Consider the following 18,733-nt stretch of genomic DNA (forward strand, 5'->3'; position numbering starts at 1 on the left):
CGAAGCCGCTCCGACATATGTCCTGATGCCATATCAGGCACCCCGCAACGACAGGCGTCCTCTATCCGCAAGCGCATCCGCGCGTTCGTTACCGGCAATGCCGGCATGGCCCTTGCACCAGGCAATGGTCACCAGAGCGTTCTGGGATAGTCGAAGATCGACTGCTTTCCAGAGTTCCACATTGCCGATCGTTCGGTTTCGGGCATTCCCATTGGGGTTGCCTTTCCTCCAGCCGTTGTTCCTCCATATATGCCGCCGGCTGTTGCAGCCTTTGACGGCATAGACGGAATCGGACCAGATGGTCGCGGGCTCGCCGCTTGTATCGCTGTTGATCCAGATTGCCGCCTTGAGGACGGCGGTCAATTCCATCGAATTATTGGCGGAGTCTTCGACGCCACCGAAGCCAGAGGCAATTTCCGCGGCATCACGATAAGCGACGAATGCCCAGCCCCCGTGCCCGGAACCGGGTTCATAGCAACCGTCCACGAAGACGTGGAGGCCGTGTTGGGCTTCGGGTATCCCGACTGTCGCTGCAGGGGAGCGGAGCTCGTTGGAAATGTCTGTCATTTTCGCCGTCCTTCTCGCCTTGGCCGCGCCCGCCGAAGTGGCTGGCCGATACCGTGCACGCGGTCGCCTGTAAACCCAACCGGCGCCGCAAGCGCGGCATTGGCCAGTCGTGCCGGATCCTGATGTCGCGCAACAGCTTGCCGATATGCTGGCGAACGAGAAGAAGAATCAAGCGCCGGAAAATTGAAAGAAGGAGGTCCCGCTTTTGGCGGCACAGCAGATTCCCCGACAGAGGGACCACCCGCATTTGCTGGATAAAATCGCGAAAATGCGCTAGGAATATCTCCAAGCTTATTAAGAGAAACACGCTAAGAGACAACGCGCGGCTATCGAGGCCGCAATCGACCGATCGATTCTTTGCTCATTCCGGGACGACGCCGTGAAACGCCGAAACCTGTCTCTTGCCCTCCTCCTTGCCTTCGCAGCGCCCGCCGCGGCGCAGACAACTACTATCTGTGAGGATCTGCGCGGTCGCTTGGCCGACCTGCCGCGGTCGATCGGCAATAACAACGGCCCGGAAGTGCGCCAATATGCCAGCGCCATGGCCGAGCAGAACCTCGAGCTGCGCAAGGTCCGCAACGAGCTGCGCGGCAACGGCTGCACCTCGGGCAGCATGGTCGTCATCGGCGGCGAGAATGCCGATTATTGCGCCGAGCTCTCGCAGTCCGAAGCCCGCATGATCGACAACATCCGCTATCTCCAGGACCGCCGCGACGAGCTGGCCGGCCAGAACGGCGCCGATGACGGCGCGCGGCGCGAACTGATTGCCGCTCTCGACCGCAATGGCTGCAACAGCGAAAACTTCTATGCCCCGAGCGATCGCAGCGCCAACGAACCGGCTCCGAGCGTCGAGGAACAGGCGATGCGCACCGATACCTTCATTCCGCTCGGCGGCGGTGACGAGGTCGATCCGCGTTACGGCGTGCCGCGGGCCGAGATGCTATCTCCGGTCAGCACCATGTGCGTGCGCAGCTGCGACGGCGGCTTCTTCCCGATCAGCTCGAACGCCACGTCGGTCGATTTCGGCCGCGACGCCCAGACCTGCGCCAAGATGTGCCCGGGCATCGAGACCGAACTATTCTATCGTGACGTGACGAGCACCGAAGCCTCGAACATGATCTCGGTCGCAACGGGCACGCCCTACAGCGCCATGAAAAATGCCTTTGCCTACAAGAACCGCACGCCCGGGGAAAAATCCTCCTGCGCCTGCAATCTCACCGCCTATTATGAGGAGATGCGCTCCAAGCAGGCGGTGAGCGAACCGCCGCAGCAGGGCTCCATCACCACCATCCGCACCAATCCCCCGGCGAAGGATGCCGCCGCGCCGCAACCATCCGTTCCCGAGCGCCCCTACGATCCCACGCAGAACCGCGTCCGTCAGGTCGGCCCGCAGTTTCTGGCCGGCGATCAGGGCTCGATCGACCTCGCCAATCCGGCAACGCCTGGCCCGCAGCCACAACAGCAGTGATATCAAATCATGCCACCCAAAACTGCGCAGCGGTTTTGGGACTACGACATGCATCTTCGATGCGACGCGCTTGATTTAGGGCTCGCTCTGTCCCCATCCATCATGAAAGACGAGTTCATCGAGCGGCAGCCGCTGCCGCCAGCCTTTGACGGAGAGTTCCGGCTCGTCATAGAGCCGATCGACGAAACCGGCACAGAGCCAGGCGACCACCTCGATATGCTCGGGTATGCCGAGAATGCTCTTCAGGTCGCCTTCATGAAAGATGCTGACCCAGCCGATGCCGACCCCTTCCGCCCGCGCCGCAAGCCAGAGGTTCTGGATGGCGCAGACTGTGGAATAGCTATCCATCCTCGGATTGTGCGTGCGCCCCAACACTACGCTGCCACTGCGCGTGGGATCGCAGGTCACGCATATGCCGAGCGGCGCCTCGACAATGCCTTCGAGCTTGAGCGAGCGGTAGGCCTGCCGCCGTTCGCCTTCGAACATCAGCGCCGCCTCCTCATTGGCCCTCGCAAAAGCATCCCGGACGCGCGCCTGCACGGTTGCGCTTTTCACCAGAATGAAATTCCACGGCTGCATGAAGCCGACTGAGGGCGCGTGGTGGGCGGCCGTCAGCAGCCGCTGCACAAGTTCGTCCGGCAAGGGATCGGGCAGGAACTGGCTGCGGACGTCCCGCCGCGTCATGATCGCATGATAGACGGCCTCGCGTTCGGCCAAAGAAAAACCGGACGCCACCGAAAGGGCATCCTCATCAAAGGGTCGCATCGTCAAATCCCCAACAACGCAACCGCCCCGCCGTCCGCGCGGATCGGTCTATCTTGCCAGGCCGGTCTTCTGACTGAGCGTCATCCGTCTGCCGCAGCCTTCCCGGCAAGAAGCCAGTGGCGTGATGAAGCGGCAAACGTCGGCCTTACAGCGTTGGGCACGTTCCGGCTTTGCACCGGATTCCCGATTCTCCCGCCTTACCGGCGGGCACCTGACGGCGCATCTATTTCAGGAAAGCGCGGCTGCGGCAAGGCGGCCCGCATGACGCCGCCGATACGCTGCATGCGACATCGATTTCATGGACAGAGGCGCATTGCTGCCTTAGAAACAAACCGATCCTGACCGACGCCCATGGCGCCGCACTTTTTCTCTTTGCATTTCGGTTGCCCGTGCCCCGCCTCACGCCCATGATCCTTGCGGTCGCCCTGTTCATGGAACAGATGGATTCCACCGTGATCGCCACCAGCCTGCCGGCAATCGCCGCCGATATCGGTACCTCGCCGATCGCGCTGAAGCTTGCCGTCACGAGTTATCTCGTGGCGCTGGCGATCTTCATCCCGATCAGCGGCTGGATGTCCGATCGTTTCGGCGCGCGCAACATTTTCCGCATGGCGATCTTCGTTTTCATGATCGGCTCGATCGCCTGCGCCTTTTCCAACTCGATCACAGCCTTCGTCGTCTCGCGCCTGATTCAGGGCGCCGGCGGCTCGATGATGACGCCGGTCAGCCGCTTGCTGCTGGTCCGGGGAACACCGCGCCACGAACTCGTCGATGCCATGGCCTGGCTCACCATCCCCGCCCTGATCGGCCCGATCATGGGTCCGCCGATCGGCGGTTTCCTCACCACCTACCTCACCTGGCACTGGATCTTCTGGATCAACGTCCCGATCGGCGTGCTCGGCATCATCCTCGTCACCCGTTTCCTGCCGGCGGTCGAGCCGCGCAGTCCGCGGCCGATGGACTTCCCCGGCTTCTGCCTTTGCGGCATAGGCTTCTCCGGCTTCGTCTTCGGCCTGTCGGTGATCAGCCTGCCGGCCGTGCCCGTCATCTACGGTTATGCCACGGTTGCAATCGGCATCCTTGCCGGCCTCCTCTATCTCCTGCATGCCCGCCGCGCACCCAATCCGCTTCTCGACCCGAAGATGTTCCGTTACCCGATGTTCCGGGCGGCGATCCTCGGCGCCTCGAATTTCCGCATGGGGCTCGGCGCCCTGCCCTTCCTGATGCCATTGATGCTGCAGCTCGGCTTCGGCCTGACGCCGCTGCAATCGGGCTCGGTCACCTTCGTCAGCGCGCTCGGCTCCATGGGCTCGAAATTCGCCGCCTCGCGCACCTTCAAGGCGTTCGGCTTCCGCACCGTCATATCAATCACCACTTTGCTGGCGGCGATCTTCCTCGGCATCAACGGCCTTTTCACCGCCGAGACGCCGCTGTTCCTGATCATGGCCTGCCTGCTGATCGGCGGCCTGTTCCGCTCCATGGCTTTCTCGGGCGTCAACGCCATGGCCTTCGGCGATGTCGACGACGCCGACAGCAGCCAGGCAACCGCGATCAATGCCGTTGCCCAGCGTATCTCCATGGCGATGGGTGTGGCGATCGCCGGCGGCATCCTCGAAATTTCGAGCAGCTTTCACGACGGCAGGCTGCTGGTCTCGGATTTCCACGTCGCCTTCTTCAGCGTCTCGGCGATTTCGGCGCTGGCCTGTATCACCTTCCTGCGCCTGCCGCGCGATGCCGGGGCGGAACTGACGGCGCGTGGCCGCAAGCGCCGGCACGCCGAGCCCGAAGAGGCCGTGGCGGAAAATAGCTGATCGAGACAGATCTGCCTGGCGCGATGGAAGCATTCCTCACCCGCCGGTTCGCAAGACTCGGCGCCGGCAGACGCCAGGGTGAAATGACCCGCGTGTACCCCAGCACCCCATTCTACTTTATGATTTATTCACACATCAAATACACACTGCGTTTGCGCGTTTTGGGTCGCAATTCGGACATGGGCATGAGGGCTCGTGATGTGATCGTCAGCGTCGATGCCCGTATTGATACGCCAGTCGGAACATGTCCGACTGAGCCGCAATTCTAGGCCGCCGCGGAATGTTCCAATTTTTGAAGACGATGCCTCTGACCGCCAAGCTGGCGGCGATTATCGTTGCCGTGAACCTCTGCGGCATTTCCGCTTTCGCCACCTATACCTGGATGTACGAAACCCGGGCGTTGATCGATGGCGCCAAGGCGAACTGGTCCAAGGATGCCGAGCAATTTGCATCTCTGGCAGCGGGCGGCGTGAAATGGGGGAAGGCGAACGCCGTTCGAGAGGCTTATTCGCTCTATCGCGACGACCCCTCGCTCGATCTCGTGCAGTTTGCCGCATTCAACGCTGAACCTGCCGCCGTCGATACCTGGGCGCGCGATGGCGTTAGTGGGTTGCCCGCACCAGCCGATCTGGCGAAGAGCCTCAGCGCGAAACCGGAAAAGACGACCATCGATGACGGTAGAATATCTGCCGGCGTCGTGACGATCATCGCGCCGCTCCCGCTGGATAAGTCGGGCAAGGCCACCGGTTACATCGTCACGAACTGGTCCGTCGAAAAAATCGCTTCCGAAGTCAGGCAGAAAGTTCTCATTTCGCTGCTCACGCAGTCCGCGATCACCGCCATGGCCGTCGTTGCCTTCCTTCTCGCCATGCGCAGCCTGGTCGGCCGACCCATCAGGGTGATCAGCGAACGAATCAGCGCGTTGCAGAAAGGCGATCTGGTCTCTCCCGTTACCTACAGGGAAAATGGCGACGAGATCGGCTTTCTGGCGCGTGCATTGGAAGTTTTCCGTCACGAGGCGATTGCGAAGGTCGAAAGAGAGCAGGCCGCTGCCGAGCAGAGTGCTTCGCTCGACGCAGAACGGGCGCGCAACGCATTGTTGACCGAAGAGGCCAGCAACACACAACGGCTGGTCATGAACGCTCTCGCAAATGCATTGGAAGGGCTCGCCGCCGGCGACTTCTCGATACACCTGGCCGATGTCGGTCCAGAATTCGATAAATTGCGTCAGGATTTCAACAACATGGTCGATGCGGTCGCGGCCGCTCTAACAGAGATCAAGACCGCCTCCGTGGCGGTTGAAACCGGCTCCAGCGAGCTGGCGACCTCCGCGGATCAACTCGCCAGGCGCACCGAGCAACAGGCAGCAGCATTGGAGCAGACCGCTGCGGCACTGGATGAGGTGACCACCACGGTCAGAACATCGTCGCAACGGGCTGAAAATGCCGGGCAGTTGGTCGAGGAGACAAAGCGGAGCGCCCATGTCTCGGCGACGGTGGTGCGCGATGCGATCGGCGCGATGGACCGGATTCAAACCTCGTCGAGCCAGATCGGCCGCATTATCGGCGTCATCGACGAAATCGCCTTCCAGACCAACCTGCTGGCGCTGAACGCCGGTGTCGAGGCGGCGCGCGCCGGCGAGGCCGGCAAGGGTTTTGCGGTCGTTGCGCAGGAAGTGCGTGAACTCGCCCAGCGGTCGGCAAATGCCGCAAAGGAAATCAAGAACCTGATCAACGTATCCGGCCAGGAAGTTGCCGCGGGCGTCGGGCTGGTGAACGAAACCGGTGACGCCCTCCTGAAGATCGAGGAGCAGATCAACCGCATCAGCGATAGCATCGCTTCCATCGTCCAATCCTATCGCGAACAGGCGACGGGCCTGCAGGAAATCAACAGCGCGATCAACCAGATGGATCAGACGACACAGCAGAACGCGGCAATGGTCGAGGAAACGAACGCCGCCTGCCACGAACTGCTGTCGCAGGGACGCCTTCTGCAGGACTCGGCCGGCAGGTTCGTCGTCGGCGCGTCTACCGCCAGCCAGCCCAAACCCGTTCAAGCCGCCCGCCAAGCTCGTCCCGAGCCCAGAGCCTTCGCGCAGCGTCATGCAGGAAACGCCGCCGTTGCCGCTGCTCCTGGTGCCTGGGAGGAGTTCTGACGTCGTCTGCATCCGATAAGCCTTAGTTCTCAGCAACCTATAATCAGGAAGGAAACGCTTATGAAGAAAATCGTGCCCGCATTTCTTTTGGCCTGCACCGCATTTGCCATGCCCATGGGCGTATCCATGGCGCAAGATGCCAAGCTTGCCCCGATCTCCGACTACGTGACGAGCGACGTCAAGCCCTGGCTCAACGACCCAGCCATCATCGAAGCTGTCAAGGCGCAGAACACTGCCAACGCCAATCTCAGCGCGGCTGATGTTGACGCCCTCGACAAGAAGTGGCGTGCCGAAGTCGATGGCTCCGACCACTCGATGATCGACGGCGTGCTCAACAATGCCCTGTCGAAATTCCTTCAGGGAAAGAAGGAGGCTTCCGGCGGCAAGATCACGGAAATCTTCGTCATGGATGCAAAGGGGCTGAATGTCGGTCAAAGCGACACCACATCCGACTACTGGCAGGGCGACGAGGGCAAGTTCCAGAAGTCCTTCGGCGCCGGCAAGGACGCCGTCTTCGTCGATGAGATCGAAAAGGATGAATCGACCCAGACGCTGCAGTCGCAGGCAAGCGTCACGATTTCAGACGACAAGGGCACGCCGATCGGCGCCATCACCGTCGGTGTCAACGTCGACGCCCTCTGATATCAGGAACCGCGCTTAGTTCGTAAAGCAGTGCAAATGCATGGCGCCCAAAAGCATAGGCGATATGCATAAACAACGACTTGGAGCACGTCGCATAAGAGAGATCGAATGCGACGTGCTTTGTGGGTCCCCGGGTGTATCTTCCACAAGAGCGCCCGATTTTCAGACAGAAAATTCTACGTGACAACGCCTCGGCGTGACGCTACATACGCGCCATGTCGATCACATCAATCAACGCCTCGCGATTTTATTGGTACCGCTGCTCACAGCGGATGCGGGTCCATGCGTAACTGAATTCGACGCGACGACAACCCGAACAGCCGCTAGTCTACCTGGCGGCTTTTTTGTTCCGCCGGTATGACCAAACAGGAGCCATACCGTGTCTGATACCATTGACGATCTGCGTATCGTCGAAATCACCCCGCTGACCAAACCTGCCGATATCATCGCGGAAATTCACCGCAATGTTGCTGTCACCGACACCGTGACCAGCAACCGTGATGCGATCCATAAGATTCTCCAGGGCGAGGACGATCGCCTGATCGTCGTCATCGGCCCCTGCTCCATCCATGACCCCGTTGCCGCCAGGGAATATGCCGAACGGCTGGCGGAACAGCGCCGCCGCTTCGCCGGTGATCTCGAGATCGTCATGCGCGTCTACTTCGAAAAGCCCCGCACGACCGTCGGCTGGAAGGGCCTCATCAACGATCCGCATCTCGACGGCAGCTACCGCATCGAGGAAGGGTTGAGGATTGCGAGACGCCTGCTGCTCGATATCAATGCCATGGGTCTTCCGGCCGGCGTCGAATTCCTCGACACGATCACGCCGCAGTACATCGCCGACCTCGTCAGCTGGGGCGCGATCGGCGCGCGCACCACCGAAAGCCAGATCCATCGCCAGCTCGCCTCCGGCCTCTCCTGCCCGATCGGCTTCAAGAACGGCACCGATGGCGGCGTTCGCGTCGCGCTCGACGCCATCCTCGCCGCCTCGCAGCCGCATCACTTCCCGGCCGTGACCAAGGATGGACAGGCGGCAATTGCCTCGACGACAGGCAATGAGGATTGCCACATCATCCTGCGCGGCGGCAAACGGCCCAACTATGAAGCGGCCGACGTCGAAGCGGTCACCGGTGAAGCCGTCAAGCTCGGCGTCGCCCCGCGCATCCTCATCGATGCCAGCCACGCCAACAGCGGCAAGGATCCGATGAACCAGCCGCTCGTCGTCAAATCCGTGGCCGCGCAGATCGCCGCCGGCAACAGCGACATCAAGGGCATGATGATCGAAAGCAACCTCGTCGCCGGCCGCCAGGACCTCGTTCCCGGCAAGCCGCTGGTCTACGGCCAGTCCATCACCGATGGCTGCATCGACTGGGATATGTCGGTCGCCGTGCTGGAAGACCTGGCGACATCCGCCCGCGAGCGGCGCCGGACCCGCGTTTAGTCGGCCGGAAAATAGCGGACATAGGCGAATTCTTTGCCATCAGGAGACCAGCAGGGCACGTTGATCGTGCCCTGCCCTCCAAAGAGCTCGAACAGCGTCTTCAGATTGCCACCGTCCATGTCCATCAGCCGCAGCCGCACGTCGAGATCGCGCGGATGGTCGAACACCGAAGGGTCATAGGACAGGATCAGCACCTTGTCATTCGTAGGCGACGGATGGGCGAACCAATTGCCCTGATTGTCCGAGGTCACCTGCTCGAGCCCGGTGCCATCGGGATGGATGCGCCAGATCTGCATCAGCCCGGTGCGGCTGGAATTGAAATAGATCCATTGGCCGTCGGCGGAATAATCCGGTCCGTCATTGCGTCCCTCGCCATGCGTCAGCCGCGTTTCGGCGCCGCCATCGACGGAGATGGTGTAGATATCGAAGAGGTCGTCGCGGATGCCACAATAGGCAAGCTGGCGCCCGTCCGGCGACCAGCCATGCCAGTAGGATGGCAGGTTCTGGGTGATAAGCCGCGGCGTGCCGCCTTCGATCGGCAGGATATAGATCGCGGACTTGCCGAATTCGGTCTTGTCGGAGATGACAATCTCAGTCCCATCAGGCGAAATGCCGTGATCATTGTTGCAGTTGACGGCAAAGCCTGTATCGACCTTGACCACTTCGCCGCCATCGAGCGGCAGGCGATAGAGCAGCCCGTCGCCGTTCAACAGAAGGTAGGAACCATCCGGCGAAAAGTTCGGGGCCTCCACCAGCCTGTCCGTCTGCCAGACCTCGCCGGCCCTGCCCGTCCCGACATTGTAGATCTCAACCGAGCTGCGCATGTTTCCTCCCGAAAATCCTACTGCACCGCGCGTCTTTCAGACGCGTAAAGGACGCTGGAACACTTTGAATTGCCGCCGTCAGCGATCTCGATTGCGTCAGCGATCCCTGAAGCGGTTGGTGATCGGATAACGCCGGTCGCGGCCAAAGTTCTTCTTGGTGATCTTAACACCCGGCGCCGATTGCCGGCGCTTGTATTCGGCGAGATAGAGCAGATGCTCGACCCGGTGGACGGTCGCCACGTCATGGCCGCGCGCGACGATCTCTTCGACCGCCATCTCCTTCTCGACAAGGCATTCGAGAATATCGTCGAGCACGGGATAGGGCGGCAGCGAATCCTGGTCCTTCTGGTCGGGACGCAGCTCGGCCGAGGGCGCCTTGTCGATGATATTCTGCGGGATCACCTCGCCGGAAGGTCCCAGCGCATCCGGCGGCACGTTTTCGTTACGCCAGCGGGAAATCGCATAGACCTGCATCTTGTACAGGTCCTTGATCGGATTGAATCCGCCGTTCATGTCGCCGTAGAGCGTGGCGTAGCCGACCGACATTTCCGACTTGTTGCCCGTCGTCACCACCATCGAGCCAAACTTGTTGGAGATCGCCATCAGAATGACGCCGCGCGCCCGGCTCTGCAGGTTCTCCTCGGTGATGCCGCTATCCGTACCTTCGAAAAGGCTGGCGAGCGCGCTGCTGAAGCCCGTCACCGGCTGCTCGATCGGCACGATGTCGTAGCGGCAGCCGAGCGCCTTCGCACAGTCGGCCGCATCCTTCAGCGAATCCTCGGAGGTGTATCGATAGGGCAGCATGACGGTGCGCACCCGCTCCTCGCCGAGCGCATCGACCGCGATTGCTGCGCAGATCGCAGAATCGATGCCGCCGGAAAGGCCGAGCACCACTGTTTTGAAGCCGTTCTTGTTGACGTAGTCGCGGAAGCCGAGCAGGCAGGCGCGGTAATCGGCCTCCTCGCTTTCAGGGATATGCGCCATGGGCCCTTCGGCGCAGTGCCAGCCGCCTTCGCCGCGCTTCCATGTCGTCACCGCCAGCGCGGTTTCGAACTGGCTCATCTGGAACGCGAGCGACTTGTCGGCATTGAAGGCGAAGCTCGCCCCGTCGAAGACCAGTTCGTCCTGGCCGCCGAGCTGGGCGGCATAGATCAGCGGCAGGCCGGTCTCGATCACCTGCTTTAGCACCACCTGGTGGCGGATATCGACCTTGTCGCGATAATAGGGCGAACCGTTCGGCGATAGCAGGATTTCAGCCCCGCTTTCGGCCAGCGTCTCGCAGACGCCGAGATCGCCCCAGATATCCTCGCAGATCGGAATGCCGATGCGCACGCCGCGGAAATTCACCGGCCCCGGCATGGCGCCCTGGTCGAAGACGCGCTTCTCGTCGAACTCGCCGTAATTCGGCAGGTCAATCTTGTCGCGCACCGCAATCACCTTGCCGCCGTCGAGCACGGCGACGGAATTGTAGCGACCGGTCTCGTCCTGCCGGGGAAAGCCGATGATGACGCCCGGCCCGCCATCGGCGGTGTCGGCCGCCAAGCTCTCGACCGCCTTCCAGCAGGTACGGATGAAGGCGGGCTTCAGCACCAGATCTTCAGGCGGATAGCCGGAGATGAAAAGCTCGGTCAGGACGAACAGATGCGCGCCCTCCCGTCCCGCGTCAATACGCGCCTCGCGCGCCTTGGCGAGATTGCCGGCGACATCGCCGACCGTCGGGTTGAGCTGGCCGATGGCGATGCGGAAAATATCAGAAAGGGCGTTTTCCTGTGTCATGTCATTTATTTAGCCTGCACCTTTCGCGACCGCAACATGTTGGCGCCAAAAGCGACGCTTGGCGGTGACGAAATATTTATGAACGGATTGCGCATCGCGCCGCGCGGCACCGATACGCATTGCAATTTACCGGCGGAGCGGAATACTGGCGCCGAAGTGATAACCGGCATCGGAAACAGGCCATGTATAATCTTTCGAATTTCGTGCATCTTCATTTCGACAAGCCGGCCGATGAACTCGGCGACATCGAAAAGCGCGTGCTGGCGAAAACGCACGCGCGCAAGATCATCTCGACCGACGTCAATGCCGCCTTCTCGGCCGAGGCCTCCTTCGGCGAACGTGTCGCCGACAGCATCGCCCGCATCGGCGGCTCTTGGTCCTTCATCATCGCCTTCTTCGTTTTCCTCATCGCCTGGACTGTCATCAACACCATCATTCTGATGACCGGCGCCTTCGACCCCTATCCCTTCGTCTTCCTGAACCTGATCCTGTCGATGCTCGCCGCCATCCAGGCGCCGATCATCATGATGTCGCAGAACCGCCAGGCCGAACGCGACCGCTTTGAGGCCGCCAAGGATTACGAGGTCAATCTCAAGGCCGAGCTCGAAGTACTCTCCCTGCACCAGAAGATCGACATGCACGTACTGACCGAGTTGACGGGGCTGCGCGAGGACGTGGCCCGCCTCAGCGCCGAACTTTCCGCCAGAAGCTGAGGCAGCGCTTATTGCGCGACGATCAGCCGCCCGGACCGGCAAACAGGATGAGATTTCCGTCCGGATCTAGCACGATGAAGTTTCTGGCGCCCCACGGCTCCTTCCTGAGGGGCTGATGGAAGGATACGCCTGCGGCCTGGAAATCCAGGAACAGGCGCTTGATCTCGTCTGATGTATCGACGGTGATCGAGGCTGAAAGCAGATGCTCCCGTTGCCTGATATCGCCGACGAACACGGGCTCGCATACCAGCCTCAGAGCGAGTTGAGCATTGTCGCGGATGACCTGTCCGTAAAACGGCGGGTCGCCATAGACGAAGTCGACCCTGAAGCCGAGCTTGCCGGTGAAGAATTCGCACGACGCCTTGATATCGGTGACGAACAACTGCGCGGATAGCGAACTCAGGATGGCTTGTGGTGCGGGCTGTTTTTTCGGATCTGTCATGGCTGCGGCTCCTGTCTTGAGCGCCTGCCATCCCTCGAAACCCATTTGACGTGCGATCAGGTCCTGCGCGTCGCTAAGCTTGAAGCGCGCCTCCAGCACCTGGCTGTCATCGAGATGACGGAAACGCGGCAACGCAGCTCTGATCTCGGCTGCAACCGGATAGTATCTTTCGCGGTGCCATCGCAAATACTGCTTGGCCTGCTTTTTGAGGTTTTCGAGATTCGGCATGGGCGCAACTGTTGATACATTGTAGGCGGGCATTGCCCTTTCGACATTCGACGAAGCGCCCTACGCAGCACGGTAAACCTAGCCTCGGCGATCAACCCTTGTCAATCACGGGGCCAGCGAGGATGACGGGGGGGGATTCCCGTCATATTGCGGTAGGCCATCTGATATTTCGTAGAAATCGCCCTTGTCGGCGCAGTAGATATGATGGCCGAAGGCAAGGCCGCTCGGCGTGTCAAAGGCGCCGGCCATGACCGAAATCTCCGCCGATCCGTCCGCCTGCCAGAACAGCGCGGAGCCGCAATTCGAGCAGAAGCCGCGCTGCGCCTCTTCGCTCGACCGGTACCAGCGGACCGCCTCGGTGCCATCAACCGAAAGAGCCGCGCGGGCCACGTTGACCGCGGCGTAATAAAACCCGGTCTGCCGGCGGCACTGCGAGCAATGGCAGCCGACGACAGGCCCTGGCTTCGCCGTCGTTGAAAATCGCACGGCGCCGCAAAGGCAGCCACCTGTATGCCGTTCGGTCATGGTCGCCCTCCCGTTTATGACGGGACGTTGCCGCCGATCGCCCGCGGCGTCAATTCCATTCCGTTCAACGAAATCATCAGAAATCTTGAAAATTGCCGGCCTTATGCATGCTTGGCACCTGTTGCTCGACAACAACAGCCGCCAACCTCATCTCATCCCGGCATTGAATCGCCGGCTGTTGTCGGCGATACTGCAGGTCAAATTTATTCAACCCCCGGGAGACTGACATGAGAGCGACCCTGTCCGAACAGAAAGGAAACATCCCCCACAAGGACATTCAGCTTCATGAACATTCGGTTCTCCCGCGCGAGGAAAAACTCGCGACGCCATAACCCCTTCCTGAAATTCTTCCGCGACGATGCGAATGCCGCCGACCGCGAGCGGCGCTGGTCGCGTATGCGCAAATTCCTCTCCTACTATCGTCCGCACCTGCCTTTGCTGCTGGCGGATCTGCTTTGCGCCATCCTGGTGGCCGGCACGGCGGTCGCCCTGCCGCTCTGCGCCAACATCGTCACGAGCCGCCTTCTGGCTCTGCCCGACGCGCCGCAGGCCTTCGCACACATCCTTGCCATGGGCGGCGTCATGCTGGCCGTTCTGGCGGTCCAGATCGTCGCCATCTTCTTCGTCGATTATCGCGGCCATGTGATGGGTGCGCGCATCGAAGCGACGGTGCGGCAGGAACTCTTCGAGCACTGCCAGAAGCTCTCGTTCAGCTTCTACGACCGCCAGCGCACCGGCCAGCTGATGAGCCGCATCACCAATGACAGTCTGTGGCTGGGCGAGCTCTTTCATCATGGCCCCGAGGATCTTTCCATCGCCGTACTCAAATACGGCGGCGCCATGCTGGTACTGTTCTTCATCGATCCGCCATTGGCGGCTCTCATCCTGCTGCTCACACCGGCGGCGGTCGCCTATGCGCTCTATTTCAACCGGCGCATGAACCGCGCGCTCGAAGCCAGCAAGCGGCAGATCGCCGCCGTCAACGAGCGGGTGGAGGACGCTCTTGCGGGCATCCGCGTCGTCCAGTCCTTTGCCAACGAGGCGCTGGAGAAGGAACGCTTCGCCGAGCAGAACCGGCGCTTCCTGCAAAGCCGCGCCGAGGGCTATCGGAGCGAAGCCTGGTTTTCGGTCGGCACCGAAACCTTCGCCCAGCTCGTCACCATATTGGTGATTATCGTCGGCGGCCTGCGCATCCTGGCGGCGGAACTGACCGTGCCTGATATGCTGACCTTCCTGCTCTGCATCGCCGTGCTGGTCGATCCCGTGCAGCGGCTGGCGAATTTCGTGCGCCTCTGGCAGGAGGGTTATACCGGCTTCGTCAGGGCCATGGAGATCCTGGAGATCGCTCCCGATATCACCGATCGGCCGGCGGCGCGGCCGATGCCGGCACCAAGGGGCGAGATCAGCTTTTCCAACGTCGTCTTCGGTTACGAGGCCGATGGCCCGCGGGTGCTCGAGCAGCTGTCGCTCACCATCGCTCCCGGGGAGTTCGTCGCCCTGGTCGGCCCGTCAGGGGTCGGCAAGAGCACGCTTTGCGCGCTGATACCGCGCTTCTACGATGTCGAGGCCGGGGCGATCCGGATCGATGGCATCGACATCCGCGATGTGACGCTGGCCTCGCTCCGGCGCCATGTCGGGGTGGTGCAGCAGGATGTCTACCTGTTTGCCGGTACGGTGGCGGAAAACCTGCGCTACGGCCGGCCCGACGCCAGCGATGCCGAGCTGGAAGTGGCCGCGCGCGCCGCCAATGCGCACGACTTCATCATCGCCCTGCCACATGGCTATGACACCGATATCGGCCAACGCGGCGTCAAGCTCTCGGGCGGCCAACGCCAACGCATCACCATCGCCCGCGCCTTCCTCAAGAATCCGGAGATCCTGATCTTCGACGAAGCGACCAGCGCGCTCGACAACGAGAGCGAACGGGCGGTGCAGCAGGCGCTGCTCAGCCTGGCGAACGGCCGAACAACCCTGGTCATCGCCCACCGTCTGTCCACCGTCCGCCATGCCGACCGCATCCTGGTCCTGACGGCCGATGGTATTGTCGAACAGCGCACACATGACGAGCTCATGGCGCAAGACGGCGTCTACGCCAATCTGCACAGCGTTCAGGCCAGCATCTGAGCGGCTGGTGCGGGTGCACGATAACAAAAGCCCGGCGGTCCGCCGGGCTGCTAACAAGTCGACCAACTCCTCTTTCGTCATGCTCGGGCTTGTCCCGAGCATCTGCAGCCGGCACAGCAGATCTTCGGCACAAGGCCGAGAATGACGTCGAGAAAAGAGCGAGGCCTGTCAATAAAAAGCCCGGCGAACCGGGCTTTTCTTCATTCATTTTAGGCTGATCTCAGCCGTTCGCGACCATGCGCTTTTCGTCGCGGCCGCCCTTCATGCGCTCGGCAAGCAGGAAGGCCAGCTCGAGCGCCTGGTCGGCGTTGAGGCGCGGATCGCAATGGGTGTGGTAGCGGTCCTGCAGGTCTTCTGCAGAGACCGCGCGGGCGCCGCCGGTGCACTCGGTCACGTCCTTGCCGGTCATCTCGATATGGATGCCGCCGGGATGAGAGCCTTCGGCGCGGTGGATCTGGAAGAAGCTTTCGACTTCCGACAGGATCCGCTCGAAGGGACGGGTCTTGTAGTTGTTGAGCGTGATCGTGTTGCCGTGCATCGGATCGCAGGACCAAACGACCTTGCGGCCCTCGCGCTCGACGGCGCGAATGAGCTTCGGCAGGCTGTCGGCGACCTTTTCGTGGCCGAAGCGGCAGATCAGCGTCAGGCGCCCGGCCTCGTTGGCAGGATCCAGGATGTCGATCAGTTGCAGCAGGTCGTCAGCCTGCAGCGACGGGCCGCATTTCAGGCCGATCGGGTTCTTGATGCCGCGGCAATATTCGACATGCGCATGGTCGGCCTGGCGCGTACGGTCGCCGATCCAGATCATGTGGCCCGACGTTGCATACCAGTCGCCCGACGTGGAATCGACGCGGGTCAGCGCCTCCTCATAGCCGAGCAGCAGCGCCTCGTGGCTGGTGAAGAAATCGGTCTCGCGCAGCGCCGGCTGGTTTTCCGAGGTGATCCCGATCGCCTTCATGAAATCCATGGTTTCGCTGATGCGATCGGCAAGCTTGCGGTAGCGCTCGCCCTGCGGGCTGTCCTTGACGAAGCCGAGCATCCACTGATGCACGTTTTCGAGATTGGCGTAGCCGCCCATCGCAAAGGCGCGCAGAAGGTTCAGCGTCGCGGCCGACTGGCGGTAGGCCATGGCCTGGCGTTCCGGGTTCGGAATGCGCGACTCCTCGGTGAATTCGATGCCGTTGATGATGTCGCCGCGATAGGCCGGCAGCGTCACGTCGCCCTGCTTCTCGACATTCGACGAACGCGGCTTGGCGAACTGGCCGGCAATGCGACCAACCTTCACGACCGGCAGCTGCGCGCCAAAAGTCAGCACGACGGCCATCTGCAGGAAGGCGCGGAAGAAGTCGCGGATATTGTCGGCGCCGTGCTCGGCGAAGCTCTCGGCGCAGTCGCCGCCCTGCAGCAGGAAGCCGTTGCCTTCGGCGACATTGGCGAGATGTTTCTTCAGGCGGCGCGCCTCACCTGCAAAGACAAGCGGCGGATAGCTGGCAAGCGTGGCTTCCGTTGCCGCCAAAGCGGCTGCGTCGGGATATTCGGGAACCTGCAGGATCGGTTTTTGCCGCCAGCTGCTCGGGGTCCAATTCTCTGCCATCTCACTCACCTGTTCTCACATCCATACCTCAGGATGCCCTCAATATGCGGCGGCTTATAGACCTTTAGGTCAGGCTTGCAAAGACCAATCGCCGACAGTTGTCGCCTCACTACCGCCGCCCGCCGTTGTCTGGTTAAACCCGCATATACCATGTCGATTTCCCCATATTTTAGACTTTCAATGTAGAACCGCAAAGAGTTTCAACATCGGGGACATGGCATGGCGATCCTTCCGCCCGGTTTCATATCGGACCGCTCGGGCAATTTTGGCATCATGACGGCGCTGCTGGTCGTACCGCTCTTCGGTGCGGCCGGCATGGCGGTGGATTTCGCCCATGCGCTCAGCCTGAGGACACAGCTTTACGCCGCCGCCGATGCTGCCGCCGTCGGTTCGATCGCCGAGAAATCCGGCGCGGTCGCAGCCGCCATGACCATGAGCGGCAACGGCACGATCTCGCTCGGCAAAGACGACGCCCGCAGCATTTTCATGTCTCAAATGTCCGGGGAGCTGACCGACGTTCATGTCGATCTCGGCATCGACGTCATCAAGACCGCCAACAAGCTGAATTCACAGGTTTCCTTCAGCGCGACCGTGCCCACCACCTTCATGCGCATCCTCGGCCGGGACTCGATCACGATCTCAGGCTCGGCGACGGCCGAGTATCAAACCGCCGCCTTCATGGATTTCTACATCCTGCTCGACAACACGCCTTCCATGGGCGTCGGCGCAACCGCGACCGATGTTTCCAAGCTGCAGGCCAAAACAGGCTGCGCCTTTGCCTGCCATCAGATGGACCAGAGCACCAACAACTACACCATCGCCAAGAGCCTCGGCGTCGCCATGCGCATCGACGTCGTGCGCCAGGCAACCCAGGCGTTGACCGATACGGCCAAGACCGAACGCGTCAGCAGCGACCAGTTCCGCATGGGCGTCTATACTTTCGGCACCAAAGCCGAAGACGCCAAGCTGACGACGATCTCCAGCCCCACCTCCGACCTGACGAAGGTGAAGAATTACACCGACGCCGTCGACCTGATGACCATTCCCTACCAGAACTACAACCAGGACCAGCTCACGAGCTTCGATAGCGCGCTGACGCAGATGAATACCATCATCGATCCGGCCGGTGACGGCACGTCGAATATCAGCCCCGAAAAGATCCTGTTCTTCGTTTCCGACGGCGTCGGCGACAGCTACAAGCCGTCGGGATGCACTAAGAAGACGACTGGCGGCCGCTGTCAGGAACCGATCGACACCTCTTTCTGCAAACCGCTGAAGGACCGCGGCGTCAAGATCGCCGTGCTCTACACCACCTACCTGCCGTTGCCGAGCAACGATTGGTACAATACATGGATCAAGCCCTTCCAGAGCGAGATCCCGACGAAGATGCAGGCATGCGCCTCGCCCGGCTTCTATTTCGAAGTAACGCCGACCGAAGGTATCACCGATGCGATGAAGGCGCTTTTCCTCAAGGTCATCCGGGCGCCGCGCATCACCAGCTAGCGCATCGGCCCGAAAATCGGAATCGATTTTCGGAAAGCACGATGCGCAGATTCAAAAAGTTAGAGCGTCCCTTGTGCATCCGAAGGGACGCACGGCGCTTTAGGCTCCAGACTCAATCATGCCCACCAAATGACGAGAGCAGCGATGTAGCAAGT

15 protein-coding genes and 1 riboswitch are annotated in these 18,733 nt (G+C 61.4%); of the genes, 8 read left to right on the plus strand and 7 right to left on the minus strand.

Going from position 1 to position 18,733, the window contains the following annotated elements:
- Nucleotides 1–33 precede the first annotated feature (33 nt).
- Nucleotides 34–567: a ribonuclease H family protein gene (locus C3Y91_RS23445; protein ID WP_130672667.1), complete on the minus strand. Its 534-nt coding sequence runs from the start codon at nucleotides 565–567 to the stop codon at nucleotides 34–36.
- Between the two features lie 379 nt (nucleotides 568–946).
- Between C3Y91_RS23445 and C3Y91_RS23450 the strand changes: the two genes are divergently transcribed.
- Complete coding sequence (locus tag C3Y91_RS23450; RefSeq protein WP_024321859.1) at nucleotides 947–2,035, plus strand: DUF2865 domain-containing protein; 1,089 nt, start codon at nucleotides 947–949, stop codon at nucleotides 2,033–2,035.
- A 75-nt stretch (nucleotides 2,036–2,110) separates the two neighbouring features.
- Here the strand turns inward: C3Y91_RS23450 and bluB are convergent, their stop codons facing one another.
- Nucleotides 2,111–2,800, minus strand: coding sequence for a 5,6-dimethylbenzimidazole synthase (gene bluB / locus C3Y91_RS23455; RefSeq protein WP_130797888.1), 690 nt, complete (start codon nucleotides 2,798–2,800; stop codon nucleotides 2,111–2,113).
- A gap of 42 nt (nucleotides 2,801–2,842) precedes the next feature.
- A riboswitch (cobalamin riboswitch) is annotated at nucleotides 2,843–3,030 on the minus strand.
- 177 nt (nucleotides 3,031–3,207) lie between these two features.
- Between bluB and C3Y91_RS23460 the strand changes: the two genes are divergently transcribed.
- From C3Y91_RS23460 to C3Y91_RS23475, 4 genes are all read left to right on the plus strand, one after another.
- Nucleotides 3,208–4,611, plus strand: a complete 1,404-nt coding sequence (locus C3Y91_RS23460) for a DHA2 family efflux MFS transporter permease subunit (protein WP_075225842.1) — start codon at nucleotides 3,208–3,210, stop codon at nucleotides 4,609–4,611.
- Nucleotides 4,612–4,891: 280 nt separating this feature from the next.
- Nucleotides 4,892–6,766, plus strand: coding sequence for a methyl-accepting chemotaxis protein (locus C3Y91_RS23465; protein ID WP_168575841.1), 1,875 nt, complete (start codon nucleotides 4,892–4,894; stop codon nucleotides 6,764–6,766).
- Nucleotides 6,767–6,826: 60 nt separating this feature from the next.
- Entirely contained in the window at nucleotides 6,827–7,408 is a 582-nt protein-coding gene (locus tag C3Y91_RS23470; RefSeq protein WP_024321864.1) for a hypothetical protein, read from the plus strand.
- A gap of 379 nt (nucleotides 7,409–7,787) precedes the next feature.
- Nucleotides 7,788–8,849, plus strand: coding sequence for a 3-deoxy-7-phosphoheptulonate synthase (locus C3Y91_RS23475; protein WP_168575842.1), 1,062 nt, complete (start codon nucleotides 7,788–7,790; stop codon nucleotides 8,847–8,849).
- Here the strand turns inward: C3Y91_RS23475 and C3Y91_RS23480 are convergent.
- Nucleotides 8,846–9,673 (minus strand): TolB family protein, encoded by an 828-nt coding sequence (locus tag C3Y91_RS23480; RefSeq protein WP_168575843.1) that lies wholly within the window; start codon nucleotides 9,671–9,673, stop codon nucleotides 8,846–8,848. The genes C3Y91_RS23475 and C3Y91_RS23480 overlap by 4 nt on opposite strands.
- Nucleotides 9,674–9,769: 96 nt before the next feature.
- Nucleotides 9,770–11,449: an NAD+ synthase gene (locus tag C3Y91_RS23485; protein ID WP_168575844.1), complete on the minus strand. Its 1,680-nt coding sequence runs from the start codon at nucleotides 11,447–11,449 to the stop codon at nucleotides 9,770–9,772.
- Nucleotides 11,450–11,631: 182 nt separating this feature from the next.
- Between C3Y91_RS23485 and C3Y91_RS23490 the strand changes: the two genes are divergently transcribed.
- Nucleotides 11,632–12,162: a DUF1003 domain-containing protein gene (locus C3Y91_RS23490; RefSeq protein WP_168575845.1), complete on the plus strand. Its 531-nt coding sequence runs from the start codon at nucleotides 11,632–11,634 to the stop codon at nucleotides 12,160–12,162.
- Nucleotides 12,163–12,184: 22 nt separating this feature from the next.
- Here the strand turns inward: C3Y91_RS23490 and C3Y91_RS23495 are convergent, their stop codons facing one another.
- On the minus strand, nucleotides 12,185–12,832 hold the full coding sequence (locus C3Y91_RS23495; protein ID WP_105008164.1) for a VOC family protein: 648 nt from the start codon (nucleotides 12,830–12,832) through the stop codon (nucleotides 12,185–12,187).
- A 105-nt stretch (nucleotides 12,833–12,937) separates the two neighbouring features.
- Nucleotides 12,938–13,357, minus strand: coding sequence for a GFA family protein (locus tag C3Y91_RS23500; protein WP_168575846.1), 420 nt, complete (start codon nucleotides 13,355–13,357; stop codon nucleotides 12,938–12,940).
- Nucleotides 13,358–13,642: 285 nt separating this feature from the next.
- On the opposite strand from C3Y91_RS23500, the gene C3Y91_RS23505 reads away from it, so the two are divergent.
- Nucleotides 13,643–15,481: an ABC transporter ATP-binding protein gene (locus tag C3Y91_RS23505; RefSeq protein ID WP_168575847.1), complete on the plus strand. Its 1,839-nt coding sequence runs from the start codon at nucleotides 13,643–13,645 to the stop codon at nucleotides 15,479–15,481.
- Nucleotides 15,482–15,701: 220 nt separating this feature from the next.
- Here C3Y91_RS23505 and C3Y91_RS23510 read toward each other — a convergent pair whose 3' ends face one another.
- Entirely contained in the window at nucleotides 15,702–17,075 is a 1,374-nt protein-coding gene (locus C3Y91_RS23510) for a class II 3-deoxy-7-phosphoheptulonate synthase (RefSeq protein ID WP_130655666.1), read from the minus strand.
- 219 nt (nucleotides 17,076–17,294) lie between these two features.
- Here C3Y91_RS23510 and C3Y91_RS23515 point away from each other — a divergent pair, with 219 nt between their 5' ends.
- On the plus strand, nucleotides 17,295–18,578 hold the full coding sequence (locus C3Y91_RS23515; protein WP_018072344.1) for a pilus assembly protein TadG-related protein: 1,284 nt from the start codon (nucleotides 17,295–17,297) through the stop codon (nucleotides 18,576–18,578).
- Nucleotides 18,579–18,733: the final 155 nt, after the last annotated feature.

Source organism: Rhizobium ruizarguesonis, assembly GCF_012349115.1.
GTDB lineage: Bacteria > Pseudomonadota > Alphaproteobacteria > Rhizobiales > Rhizobiaceae > Rhizobium > Rhizobium ruizarguesonis.

What these genes read in the sequence shown, in the direction of transcription:
- C3Y91_RS23445 (WP_130672667.1), bottom strand. Translation starts at nt 567, where the DNA reads ATGACAGACATTTCCAACGAGCTCCGCTCCCCTGCAGCGACAGTCGGG.
- bluB (WP_130797888.1), bottom strand. Translation starts at nt 2,800, where the DNA reads ATGCGACCCTTTGATGAGGATGCCCTTTCGGTGGCGTCCGGTTTTTCT.
- C3Y91_RS23460 (WP_075225842.1), top strand. Translation starts at nt 3,208, where the DNA reads ATGATCCTTGCGGTCGCCCTGTTCATGGAACAGATGGATTCCACCGTG.
- C3Y91_RS23465 (WP_168575841.1), top strand. Translation starts at nt 4,892, where the DNA reads ATGTTCCAATTTTTGAAGACGATGCCTCTGACCGCCAAGCTGGCGGCG.
- C3Y91_RS23470 (WP_024321864.1), top strand. Translation starts at nt 6,827, where the DNA reads ATGAAGAAAATCGTGCCCGCATTTCTTTTGGCCTGCACCGCATTTGCC.
- C3Y91_RS23480 (WP_168575843.1), bottom strand. Translation starts at nt 9,673, where the DNA reads ATGCGCAGCTCGGTTGAGATCTACAATGTCGGGACGGGCAGGGCCGGC.
- C3Y91_RS23485 (WP_168575844.1), bottom strand. Translation starts at nt 11,449, where the DNA reads ATGACACAGGAAAACGCCCTTTCTGATATTTTCCGCATCGCCATCGGC.
- C3Y91_RS23490 (WP_168575845.1), top strand. Translation starts at nt 11,632, where the DNA reads ATGTATAATCTTTCGAATTTCGTGCATCTTCATTTCGACAAGCCGGCC.
- C3Y91_RS23495 (WP_105008164.1), bottom strand. Translation starts at nt 12,832, where the DNA reads ATGCCGAATCTCGAAAACCTCAAAAAGCAGGCCAAGCAGTATTTGCGA.
- C3Y91_RS23500 (WP_168575846.1), bottom strand. Translation starts at nt 13,357, where the DNA reads ATGACCGAACGGCATACAGGTGGCTGCCTTTGCGGCGCCGTGCGATTT.
- C3Y91_RS23505 (WP_168575847.1), top strand. Translation starts at nt 13,643, where the DNA reads ATGAACATTCGGTTCTCCCGCGCGAGGAAAAACTCGCGACGCCATAAC.
- C3Y91_RS23510 (WP_130655666.1), bottom strand. Translation starts at nt 17,075, where the DNA reads ATGGCAGAGAATTGGACCCCGAGCAGCTGGCGGCAAAAACCGATCCTG.
- C3Y91_RS23515 (WP_018072344.1), top strand. Translation starts at nt 17,295, where the DNA reads ATGGCGATCCTTCCGCCCGGTTTCATATCGGACCGCTCGGGCAATTTT.